The organism is Coleofasciculus sp. G1-WW12-02, from assembly GCF_040219735.1.
Classification (GTDB): Bacteria; Cyanobacteriota; Cyanobacteriia; order Cyanobacteriales; family Coleofasciculaceae; genus Coleofasciculus.
Map to the genome: position 1 here is coordinate 1 of NZ_JAVJRX010000145.1, position 11,496 is coordinate 11,496.

General features: G+C 46.6%; 8 protein-coding genes and 1 pseudogene. 6 read left to right on the forward strand and 3 right to left on the reverse strand.

The window, feature by feature from the left end; genetic code table 11:
- From RID09_RS23430 to RID09_RS23440, 3 genes and pseudogenes are all read left to right on the forward strand, one after another.
- Positions 1–203, forward strand: a pseudogene (locus tag RID09_RS23430) (hypothetical protein); the annotation flags it as partial.
- Positions 204–564: 361 nt separating this feature from the next.
- On the forward strand, positions 565–4,509 hold the full coding sequence (locus RID09_RS23435; protein ID WP_446338325.1) for a response regulator: 3,945 nt from the start codon (positions 565–567) through the stop codon (positions 4,507–4,509).
- A gap of 84 nt (positions 4,510–4,593) precedes the next feature.
- On the forward strand, positions 4,594–5,187 hold the full coding sequence (locus RID09_RS23440; RefSeq protein ID WP_446338326.1) for a hypothetical protein: 594 nt from the start codon (positions 4,594–4,596) through the stop codon (positions 5,185–5,187).
- A gap of 9 nt (positions 5,188–5,196) precedes the next feature.
- Here the strand turns inward: RID09_RS23440 and RID09_RS23445 are convergent, their stop codons facing one another.
- The gene (locus RID09_RS23445) at positions 5,197–6,039 is read right to left on the reverse strand and encodes an SDR family oxidoreductase (RefSeq protein WP_446338327.1); all 843 of its coding nucleotides are present in this window, start codon (positions 6,037–6,039) and stop codon (positions 5,197–5,199) included.
- A 194-nt stretch (positions 6,040–6,233) separates the two neighbouring features.
- Here RID09_RS23445 and RID09_RS23450 point away from each other — a divergent pair, with 194 nt between their 5' ends.
- Complete coding sequence (locus tag RID09_RS23450) at positions 6,234–7,001, forward strand: YebC/PmpR family DNA-binding transcriptional regulator (protein ID WP_446338328.1); 768 nt, start codon at positions 6,234–6,236, stop codon at positions 6,999–7,001.
- A gap of 330 nt (positions 7,002–7,331) precedes the next feature.
- Here the strand turns inward: RID09_RS23450 and RID09_RS23455 are convergent, their stop codons facing one another.
- Complete coding sequence (locus RID09_RS23455; protein ID WP_446338329.1) at positions 7,332–8,207, reverse strand: SDR family NAD(P)-dependent oxidoreductase; 876 nt, start codon at positions 8,205–8,207, stop codon at positions 7,332–7,334.
- Between the two features lie 276 nt (positions 8,208–8,483).
- Between RID09_RS23455 and RID09_RS23460 the strand changes: the two genes are divergently transcribed.
- Positions 8,484–9,302, forward strand: coding sequence for a carbonic anhydrase (locus RID09_RS23460; protein WP_446338330.1), 819 nt, complete (start codon positions 8,484–8,486; stop codon positions 9,300–9,302).
- Positions 9,303–9,384: 82 nt separating this feature from the next.
- Here the strand turns inward: RID09_RS23460 and RID09_RS23465 are convergent, their stop codons facing one another.
- A complete protein-coding gene (locus RID09_RS23465) occupies positions 9,385–10,479 on the reverse strand; it encodes a DJ-1/PfpI/YhbO family deglycase/protease (RefSeq protein WP_446338331.1) in 1,095 nt (364 codons plus the stop codon).
- Positions 10,480–10,972: 493 nt separating this feature from the next.
- On the opposite strand from RID09_RS23465, the gene RID09_RS23470 reads away from it, so the two are divergent.
- Entirely contained in the window at positions 10,973–11,308 is a 336-nt protein-coding gene (locus RID09_RS23470; RefSeq protein ID WP_446338332.1) for a DUF6335 family protein, read from the forward strand.
- The last annotated feature ends 188 nt before the right edge of the window (positions 11,309–11,496 follow it).

Here is an 11,496-nt window from a genome sequence, read left to right on the forward strand (position 1 = left end):
AGTGCCTAAAGGAGACGGGCAAGAAAAAGCTTCGAGAGCGGGTACATAAATGCCAGTATTGCGGGTATACCCAAGACCGCGATATAGCCGCTGCTCAAGTAGTCGAGATTAGAGGACTCGTTGCCGTGGGACACACGGTGGGTAGAGACGCGCCATGGCGCGTCTCTACTGAGGGTAAAGGTTCCGTCCACCGAAGACGTTAAACTCTGCCTCCCTGTGACGGAAGAATCCCCCGCGTTTTAACCGGGGGAGTGTCAATATAGATAAAGTATTCCATGTTAGAGGATAAAGAGTTCTGACAAGTTGTGCTACTAAATAGACAGAAACGGGTGATTTACCATTAGCTTTTAATCTTTCGCCATTTCCTACAGGAAACGGAATTCAATCAAACTATCCCTGATTTACTTTGTTTCGACAGCAGCTTGAACTTGGTGTCCCCCAATCAAGGGAGCCAGGGCGCATCGCTATGCGCCCCTACCCTCAATCGGCTCACAGCCAAACAACATGGAGTATTCAATCCCTTGAATAAGCGAGTAAATCTGCTGGATTACTGAAGGACTGACAATGCCAGATTTGTTACCAGTACTATTGTATATTCCCCACGGTCATTGCTACTTATGGCAAACGAATTTAGTCTCCCTACATGTTATTTCTGACGCCTTAATCGCCCTGGCTTATTTTTCAATTCCGATTACTCTGGTTTACTTTGTTAACCAGCGACAGGATATTCCGTTTCCCAAAGTATTTTTCTTATTTGGTGCTTTTATTATTGCCTGTGGGATGACTCATCTCATGGGAGTCTGGACACTTTGGTTTCCACATTATTGGATCTCGGGGTTGATTAAAGCGTTTACGGCTCTGGTTTCCTGTTACACAGCGTTAGTCCTGATTCCGCTGATTCCCCAAGCCTTAGCGCTACCTAGCCCTGCTCAACTCCAAGCCGCAAATCAGGCGCTGGAAATTGAAATCCATGATCGCAAGCAAGCAGAAGCGGCGGTGCGTACCCTAAATGCTCAACTTGAGGAGCGGGTGAATGAGCGCACTCAGGAATTGACACAGGTAAATGAGAAATTAGAACGGGAAATTAAAGAACGTATTCAAGTCGCCGAAGCCCTGTTTGAAGCCGAAGAAAAATATCGCAGTATCTTTGAAAACGCGGGTTGGGGTATCTTCCAAACTACCCCCGATGGATGTTATCTTAGCGCTAACCCGGCTTTAGCTCGGATTTATGGCTATACCTCCCCCTCCGCCCTGATTAGCCGACTCACCGATTGTGAACATCAACTCTACGTCGATCAAAACCAACGCGCTGAATTTAAACGCCTGATTCATCAACAGGGTGCTGTATCCAGTTTCGAGTCTCAAGTGTATCGCCAAGACGGGAGTATTATCTGGATTAGTGAAAATACTCGTGCGGTGCGGGATGGGAATGGTGTGCTGCTGTACTATGAAGGTTCCGTCGAAGACATTAGCGCACGCAAGCAAGCCGCCGAACAGTTACAAGCCAGTGAGCAAAAGCTGCGTCAAATCATTGACCTTGTCCCTCACTTTATTTTCGCCAAAAATCTAGATGGACAGTTTATCTTAGTTAATCAAGCGATCGCAGATGCTTATGGGACGACGGTAGAACACCTGCTCAACCAGAAAGACGAGGACTTTATTCAATCCCCCGAACAACTGCGCCGCATTCGGGAAGAAGAACAGCAAATTATCCAACATGGACAACCCAAACACATCCCAGAGGAAAGGGTTACCGATGCTCAGGGTAACATTCGCATCGTGCAAACCACCCGCATTCCCTTCTATGTCACCGGCTCAGCAACGCCGGCAATTTTAGGCATTGCCATTGATATTACCCAACGCAAGCACATTGAGCAAGAACTGCGAGAAAATGCGGCGACAATTCGCGCCTTATACGAAGTCACAACTGCACAAAATTCTAACTTCGAGCAAAAGCTACAAAACTTACTGGCAATGGGACGCCGCCAGTTTAATCTGGATGTAGGTATCCTCTCTCATGTAGAAAACATTGACACCGAAAATGGGCGTTATGAAATCATCGCCGCCCAAATGCCCAATAATTTGAAATTTACAGGGGTAACTCTTGAGCTAAAACAAACCTACTGCGCCGAAATCTTACACGCCAAAAAGCCCCTGTGTATCCTCTCGGCTAGCACCAGCCAATGGAACAATCACCCCGGTTACAAGATTTTCCAAGTTGAAGCCTATATTGGTGTCCCGGTGGTTGTCGCTGATCAACTTTATGGTACGCTCTGCTTCGCTAGTCTCACATCCCGACAAAAGCCATTCAAGGACATAGAAATTGAACTTTTAAGACTCATGGCGCAGTGGATTGGTGGAGAAATTGAGCGTCAGCAAGCCTCACAAGAATTGGCACAAGCTCGCGACGCAGCTTTAGCCGCGACTCGTGCCAAAAGTGAGTTCCTCGCCACCATGAGTCATGAAATTCGCACGCCGATGAATGGGGTGATTGGGATGACTGGGCTGCTGTTGGATACGCCGTTAACCCATCAGCAGCAGGAATTTGTCACCACAATTCGCAATAGTGGCGATAGCTTACTCACCATTATTAATGATATTCTCGACTTCTCCAAAATTGAATCCGGCAAACTGGAGTTGGAAAAAGCCTCCTTTGATCTGCAAGTTTGTGTTGAAAATTGTCTGGATCTATTAGCAGCTAAAGCCAGTGATAAGAACCTCGAACTAGCCTATCAAATCACGCCCCAAACCCCCAGAATGGTTGTCGGCGATGTGACCCGCTTACGGCAAATTCTGGTTAACCTCTTAAGTAATGCGGTTAAATTTACCCAATCGGGGGAAGTGATTGTTTCACTCAGCGCCGAGAAACTCGACTATGAGCAATGGGAGCATCGGGAAACAAAGACTAGCACTGATTCTCCAACCCTATCCATTAAACCCTCAGCAGCTACCCCCCATTACCGGATTCAATTTGCCGTTAAGGATACCGGAATTGGCATTCCCCCAGAACGATTAAACCGTTTATTCCAACCCTTCAGTCAAGTAGACTCCTCAACCACCCGTAAGTACGGTGGCACAGGGTTGGGACTCGCCATCTGTAAGCAATTATGTGAAATGATGGGCGGCACAATGTGGGTAGAAAGTCAAGATGGAGTGGGTTCAACCTTTTACTTCACCGTTGTGGTTCCGGCTGAACCTAGCACCCAAGTTAATAGTAATCAGGTTTGTCAGTTGGAACTTGACGGTCAACGCCTGCTGATTGTGGATGATAACGAGACGAATCGCAAGATTTTAATGCGACAAGCTCAAGCTTGGGGGATGGAATGCTATGCGGCGCAATCGGGTATTCAAGCCTTAGACTGGCTGCATCAGGGGGAACGGTTTGACCTTGCCATTTTAGACATGCAGATGCCGGAGATGGATGGGGTGACATTGGCTTTGAAAATTCGTAAACTTCCCGGTTGTCAAAGCCTACCTCTGGTGATGCTGTCGTCTCTGGGTGAGTTGCAAGTCGAGGAACCGGATATGAAGCAGAAGTTTGCTGGGTTTCTGACTAAACCGATTAAACAGTCTCAACTGTGTGATGTGCTGATGCAAGCAATGGCAGGGGTACCGATTAAGGTGAAAGTCCACAGCGTCAAAACGTTAGACATTGACGCCAAGATGGGTGAACGTTTACCCCTACGGATTTTACTGGCAGAAGATAATCAGGTGAATCAGCAGGTGGCGTTGCATCTGCTGCAACGGATGGGGTATCGAGCCGATGTGGCGGGGAATGGTTTAGAAGTTCTAGAAGCGCTACGGCGTCAGCCTTATGATGTGGTATTTATGGACGTTCAGATGCCAGAAATGGATGGGTTAGAAGCATCCCGTCGTATTTGTCAAGAGTGGTTGGATTTAAATGGGGATACTCACTCGAAACGTCCTCGAATAATTGCCATGACTGCGAATGCCATGGTAGGCGATCGCGAAATGTGCATTGAGGCTGGTATGGATGATTATATCAGCAAACCTATCCGCATCGAGGAATTGGTGGAAGCGTTAAAAAAAGCCTGTAGAGATGTGAAGGTGGAACGTCTGGAAGATCGTAAAGAGATTCCGGTGAAACATCTTAATGATACAACCCCATCGGATAGCGCTAAGGCGGTGGGATTGGATGTGTCAAATAAACCTGTGTTTGATCCCGTAATTTTTCAACAATTACGTGAGATGCTTAATCAAGAGGACGTATTAGCCGAAGTGATTAAGCGTTATCTAGAGGATGCCCCGAAACTCTTACAAAACCTGTCTGATGCCGTCACTCAAGGACAAACCGAACTGCTCCAACGGACAGCTCATACGTTGAAGTCCAGCAGTGCTATGGTAGGAGCCACCCGTCTGGCTCATTTGTGTCAGGAATTAGAAGCCAAGGCGGAGAGTAACACCGTTGAGGTGAAAGCGGCGCTAGTGTCCCAGATTAACGCTGAATATGAACCCGTGACAAGGGTTTTAGAGCAACAAAGTTCTTAGTCAGGGCTTTAGCCCTAGATTCTGTTGGGTTTCCTAAGGTCAACCCAACCTACAACTATTCCACTATTTTGGTATAGTCATTTTATGACCACAGACTTAACTGATCCGACACTTGATCACGCGATCGCGTCTTTAACCACGCCTTCTACCAAACCCCCTGCACCAGAGGCTGTGGTTGAGATGCTGTTAACCGCAGAAAAGACAGCAAAACAGACGAAAGTGCGCCATAGCTACTCTCAGTTGCTGGGAACATGGCGATTGGGATTTATCACCGGAACCAAACGCTCTCGTCAACGTGCTGGTGTTGTTTTGGGTGCGGGACGGTTTTTGCCGAAATGGGTGAAGATTCAGTTATCCTACTTTCAGTCACAAGCCAATCCAGAGCAAGGAACTGTAGCCAATTCTGTGGAACTTGGATCTGTGCAACTGGTTGTCACGGGACCCACTCAGTTTTTTTCCAATACAAATATCCTCGCTTTTGATTTTACCCGCATGAAAGTGTCTTTATTTGGTTTAAGGTTATATGAAGGATATATTCGCGGTGGTCAAGAGCGAGAGGCTTCTTTTTATGATAAACCTTTAAAAGATAAGGCATTTTTTACCTATTTTCTCGTCGAAAACCGTGCGATCGCGGCGAGAGGACGCGGTGGTGGATTGGCACTGTGGACAGCATTGTAGAGGCGGGTTTTACTGATCTAGACTAGAAAACAGTGCTGTCCAATCAATTTTCGCGGGTCTTGTGCCTTTATTGACTAACTCAAACACCTTTCCCTCTGTCACCGGATTATCGATACATTCAACGCAGGCGGCGGCTACGTCAATTCGACTGGTTTCACCTTCTAGAGTATCGCCTGTTCCTACCACGACGCCTAATTTTCCGTTTGTTTTGGCTTTCACTAGCGTGTTTAAATCATAAGAGGTGTAAGGACCATCGATTAGCCGTGCTGGGCGAATAATTGTGTAGGGTAACCCAGAATTAATAATAGCTGACTCCCCCTTTTCTTTGGCATCCAATACACCGAAAGCATTTAGAATATTGAAGGGAGGTTTATCTTTTCGCAAAACACCGCAGGAGGAGATAAACACAAATCGGTTTAAATCTTTGGGTGCAGCATTGACTAAATGACTGACCCCTTGAGCATCAACTTGTTCAGGACTATTTCGAGCGTGAGTGCGGCGATAGTCGGTATCAAGATAAATTTTACCCCATTCAATTAAATTTCCTAGACCCTCCGCCTGATCCATGGTGTCGAAATCCCATTTGCTAGAGGGTAAGGCTGTTGTGCCAGTACAACAAATAATGTGAGTAATATTCTGGGTAGCGGTGGGAAGAGTGGCTGGCTGACGGATATCGCCAATGGCAATTTCCACCCGGTTATTAAACATAGTCCGAGCTTTTTCAGCGCTGCGGGTGAGTACGCGCACGGGAAAACCCTTCTCTAGGAGTTTGGCAACGGTTAATTGTCCAACTCCGCCTGTGGCTCCGGCGACGAGTACCCGTTCTTGAGTTCTGGCTGCTGATGAAGTCATGATGCTTTATCCTCTTTGGGTACTTTACCTTAGAACAGGGGGATAGAGCAATGCGATCGCGGTTGACTTGAGCCAAATATTGTGTAGGCTGGGTTGAGGAACGAAACCCTCCCAAAGCTGATGTGACCAATGACAAATGACCAATGACCAAGCTACCCTAGGGAAGCGGGATTTGACTGATTTGGGTTTCAGTTATGGCAGGACATAGTAAATGGGCAAATATTAAGCGCCAGAAGGCGAGAGTGGATGCGGTGAAGGGAAAAACCTTTGCCAAACTCTCACGAGAAATCATTGTAGCTGCCCGTAGCGGCGTTCCTGACCCGAATGGGAATTTTCGCTTACGCACCGCGATTGAGAAGGCAAAGGCGGCGGGTATTCCTAATGATAATATTGACCGGGCGATCGCGAAAGGGTCGGGTCAATTTGATAGTGGTAGCGACAACCTAGAAGAGATTCGCTATGAAGGGTATGGTCCTGGAGGTGTGGCGATTCTAATTGAAGCCCTTACCGATAATCGTAACCGCACGGCAGCAGATTTGCGATCAGCATTTACGAAGAATGGCGGGAATCTAGGGGAAACGGGTTGCGTTAGCTGGATGTTTGACCAAAAAGGTGTGGTGACAGTAGCGGGTGAGGTTCCTGAGGATCAGTTATTGGAAGCGTCACTAGCTGGCGGTGCCCAAACCTATGAATGGATTGAGGATGAGGAGGAACCGGGGGCGGATGTCGTAACCGAGGTGACGAATCTGGAACATTTGAATCAAACCTTACAGGATCAAGGCTTTACCGTGCGCGATGCGGAGTTACGCTGGATACCGGGAAATAGCGTCGAAATTACTGATCCAGATGTGGCGCGATCGCTCCTAAAATTAATGGATGCCCTCGATGAGTTGGATGATGTGCAAAACGTCACCGCTAATTTTGAAATGGCAGATGATTTGGTGTCGTTGACAATGGCTTGAAATAGATTCTACGGTTAAATGGGGCGCACATCGGTGCGCCCTACATTTCTGGTCGTTTAAGCCTTTTCATCGCTTGGTGAATGCTGGGATTGAACTTTTTTAACGGTGGTATCTGCCATGATTAATCTCCTTATTTGATTATCTGTTTGCTAAGCTGATGTGCATTTAAAAGTGGACATTTTCCGTTCCCTGTTCCTCGTTCCCTTAAATTGCCTTACATATAACGTTCTCTCCCCCAGCTTCCCCAGCTTCCCCAGCTTCCCCAGCTTCCCCAGCTCCCCCAGCTTCCCCAGCTCTTCCTATCTACTACGGAAAGAGCGCAACTCGGTATTAACGGATTTTCTGGGTTTCTTTGTTCTTTAACCCCTCTTTTTGGTGATCCAGACGCAGTTCACCAGATGGGGGTTGACGCAGGGATTCGGGGGTTTGTTGACCCACGGCGCCTTTAGCAACCGTCACTCCCCCATCCACGAGCCATAGTGCTCCGGTGACATAGCTGGCTTGCTCAGAAGCTAGAAACGCACAAACATTGGCAATTTCCTCTGGTGTACCCCGTCGTCCCATTGGCGCCGCCATGATCAGGGTTTCCTCCATCTGAGCGTCCATCGGACCCGTTTCTTTGTGAGTCCAGGCGGTATCAATGGCACCTGGACAGTAACAGTTCGCCCGCACTCCATATTTGGCTTGTTCAACGGCTACCCCTTTGACAAAAGCGTGCATCCAGCCTTTGGTTCCGCCGTAGGGAGAATTTTGTGCTACTCCATTAAATCCGGCTTCTGAGCCAGCACAAACTATGTTACCCCGACTTTTTTGCAAATGAGGTAGGGCGTACTTAGTCATCAGGAATGCCGATCGCAGGTTCATCTTCAGGGTTTGATCAAATGCCTCAATCGGATAGTCTTCAGTTTGGGCAGTTGCCAGAAACACACCTGCATTATTGACCAAAATATCCAGTGTCCTGTATTGGTTAATCGTCGCTTCCACACAGGCTTGAGCTTGATTGGTTTCTGAGACATCCCCTCGATCCGCGATCGCTTCCCCGCCAAAGTCGTTGATGGCTTTTGCCACCTCCTCAACTGGATCATCCGGTAGTCCATTGACAACCACCTTAGCGCCTTCTTTGGCAAATTTATGCGCGATCGCTTCCCCGATACCTGTTCCCGCACCCGTTACTATGGCGACTTTTCCTTCTAGGAGTCTACTCATGATCCAAACCTCTTCCCACGACTATTTCTACTCTGTTCTTGTTTTCAACTCATCTCAAATCAATTTTTTCTACATCTATCTTTGGGATGATTTTGCTTGGGGATAATTGGGAAAGTGGGCAACAGTATAGCAATCTGTGTTAATTAATGCTATAAATTTAACTTTTTGATAACCAATACTGATAAATAAATTTCTATCCATCGGTAGACTATTCACAAAAATTAGAGTAAGCTTATATTTATAAAGATTTGTAAAGCACTCACTCAGATAAGGCAAATGGATCGGCGTACATTACTCAAGTATTTGTCAATCGGCGTAGCTGGAACCTCCTTAACCGCTGCCGTACAGTCTCTCGTATCAGCATCTGGTGGGGGAGGTGCTGCATGGGGTTATACTGGATCACTTGGACCTGATGAATGGGGAAATCTTGATCCCGCCTATGCGGTTTGTGGAACGGGAACACGACAATCCCCAATCGCTCTCACAAATCCGGTTAATGTCAATTTTGCCAATGACTTTAGCATTAACTACAACTCGTTTTCCCCAACCATTAGGGATACTGGTAAGACTATCCAGGTTGACTGTCCTCCTGGTAGTACTCTGACCTTGGATGGTAAAACATTTAATTTAATCCAATTTCACTTCCACGCTTCCAGTGAACATACTATAAATAACGAAGTTAAGCCGATGGAAGTTCACCTAGTTCATCAACGTACAGATCCACAGGGAAACGTAGAACTAGCGGTCATTGGCAGGCTCATGGAAGTGGGCAGTTCTGGTACAAACTCTGAGATGGCAAAGATTTTGAACAACCTACCCCCATCAGGTGGAACAACATCACCCTCACTAACCATCAATCCTAAATACTTTCTTCCTAGTGATGGTCTGTTAGGCAGTCTACTGACCGCCCCGCCCCAATATTATCGGTATTCTGGTTCTCTCACCACACCGCCTTGTTCAGAAATTGTGAATTGGATTGTATATAAAGATACGATGAGAATTACATCAGGACAACTCAGCAACTTTACAAACCGATATTCCAATAATTTCAGACCGGTGCAAAACCGGAACGGCCGGCTCGTACTCAAAGATTAATTAAATCCACGTTTACAGAAAAGGGAAACGAGAACGAGTTTAGCGGGTTAGCGTATTTCGGCTAACCCCCAAAAATCAATCCTTAACCCCCAACCGCCGCCAAGGTAGTGGGTTCAGCAGGCGTCGCTTCTTGTTCTCCCAGGCGATTGTGATAAAGGTCAGCTAAACGCTGTTCGTATTCTGCCAACTCCTTTTCAATCTGAGTAAACAGTACGGTTGATGTTGGATCTGTGAATTGTTTCCGCAGATTATAAGCATCGACAACACCCGTTTGGATGTCACCCAAGGCATGGCGTAAAATTGATAAACTGTCGCTCGGTTGCAGCCAATTTTGTAAGGCGGCGTAGGCGTCTGTCGCCACTTCCGGAATGGATTCAAACGCCTGAAAATCTCTCAAACGATTCTCCAGCATAATAATATGATGCTGCTTATTTTCGATGATTTCTTGCAGTAGCGATCGCAACTCGACATCAGGCACTTTTTGGGCATAATACTCAAAGGCTTTTCGCCCATATCGTTCCCCAGCTAAAGCCGTATTCAATCCATTAACAATGTCGCTTTTGCTACTACCCCCCCAAGCTTCTGCCAATTGCCACCATTGAGCGGTCGTATCCTTTTCATCGGGTAACGCTTGATCCGGAATCCCTAAACCCAATCGGGTGAGAATGGCGGTAGTAAAGATTGCCAAATCACCGGGTTGACGAGAGGTAATCAGATTACCATCCACCACTAAGGGTTCATCCACATAGTTAGCACCGGCGTTCGTCATATCCTTGCGAATGGAGAGAAATCCGGTAGCATTTTTGCCCTGAAGTAAATCCCCTTCAATTAATACTTGGGGACCATGGCACACCGCCGCGACGAGCTTATTCAACTCCATGGCTCCTTGCACAAATTGTACGGCATTAGGGTTATTTCGCATCGTATCCGGTGCCATCCCTCCGGGGATAACTACGGCGTCGAAACTTTCTGGACGTGCTTCGGTTACTGTACCATCAGGTTTAATCGAAACCTTCCCTTGTTTTCCCTGATAGGTTTCATTCATGCGCGAACCCAGAACCACAACCTGTGCCCCTGCTTGTTGCAGCGCTTGATAAGGGATTTGAAACTCGGAATCTTCAAAATTCTGATCAATCAGAATGGCAACTTTTTTGGCTCTATTATCGGTTATCATCATCAGAATTGTTAACGACTTGATCGGGTAAAATATTGGACTTGTATTCTTTCAGCCACGAATAATACGACGGGCTAAACAGGTATTATGGATTAAGTATTCTCAGCTTATGAACGGTTCCGGAAAAAGTCATCTCTCAAAAGAAAGAAATAGGGTTCGCTCTGGGGTAATAAACCGATTTACCTGGGAAACGCGAAGCTGTTGGGTGGGAGTAGTAACCTACTGCCGTAGTACAGCTAAAATTGTGGAATAGATTGGGTTCGTAGTAGGGGCTTTAGCCCCTGATTTTATGGGTTTTCTGGTTGTAAGGCTAATCTACCAAATTAGCTTTGCCACACCACTACTGCCGTAGCACAGCTAAAATTGAGGAATAGGTTGTAGGTTGGGAAAACGCAAGGAAACCTAACAAAAGATAGGGCTCGCATCCCTTACTACGAACGAACCCAAGCTAATCTATACAAATTAGCTGTGTCACACCACTACTAAGGAGATATGGATGGAACCTGAAAACATAAACCAATCCCAGTCAAACCCGATATCATTAGACGAAAGTCAGGTTAAAGAATCGACAAACCGTATGGCAAGCGGCGAACCCACCACTACCGATATAGATGCTAACCTCTACCAGGCAAAAGTAAGCGGCGACGAAGCGATTGGGGGTTTAGCATCCACACCGGAGCAAAATGTAACCCAGGAGATAGAGCGAGTAGTTGGTGTAGCTGGCGCTCAAAAAGAACCGGCGCAAGTCACGGATAAGCTAAAACGGCGGGATGAGAAGCGTTGGGAATTAGATCCGAAGTCCTCTGAAGATTATCAAGAACACGGACTATAGAATGTTGGTTGGCGTAATAGCAATTAGCGGCAGATAATACCCAATCCGCCTTTATCAATGGATAATTGATAATTGATAATTGACAATTGATTAATTGGGTCTTAACCCGGATTTGGTATAAGAAGTCAAAAGTTACAAGCAATAATTTTGAGTATTGAAGCCTACACTGAGCTGGCGCTACGGTGTGG

Coding starts and splice junctions, on each gene's coding strand:
- RID09_RS23435 (WP_446338325.1), top strand. CDS start 565: ATGCCAGATTTGTTACCAGTACTATTGTATATTCCCCACGGTCATTGC.
- RID09_RS23440 (WP_446338326.1), top strand. CDS start 4,594: ATGACCACAGACTTAACTGATCCGACACTTGATCACGCGATCGCGTCT.
- RID09_RS23445 (WP_446338327.1), bottom strand. CDS start 6,039: ATGACTTCATCAGCAGCCAGAACTCAAGAACGGGTACTCGTCGCCGGA.
- RID09_RS23450 (WP_446338328.1), top strand. CDS start 6,234: ATGGCAGGACATAGTAAATGGGCAAATATTAAGCGCCAGAAGGCGAGA.
- RID09_RS23455 (WP_446338329.1), bottom strand. CDS start 8,207: ATGAGTAGACTCCTAGAAGGAAAAGTCGCCATAGTAACGGGTGCGGGA.
- RID09_RS23460 (WP_446338330.1), top strand. CDS start 8,484: ATGGATCGGCGTACATTACTCAAGTATTTGTCAATCGGCGTAGCTGGA.
- RID09_RS23465 (WP_446338331.1), bottom strand. CDS start 10,479: ATGATGATAACCGATAATAGAGCCAAAAAAGTTGCCATTCTGATTGAT.
- RID09_RS23470 (WP_446338332.1), top strand. CDS start 10,973: ATGGAACCTGAAAACATAAACCAATCCCAGTCAAACCCGATATCATTA.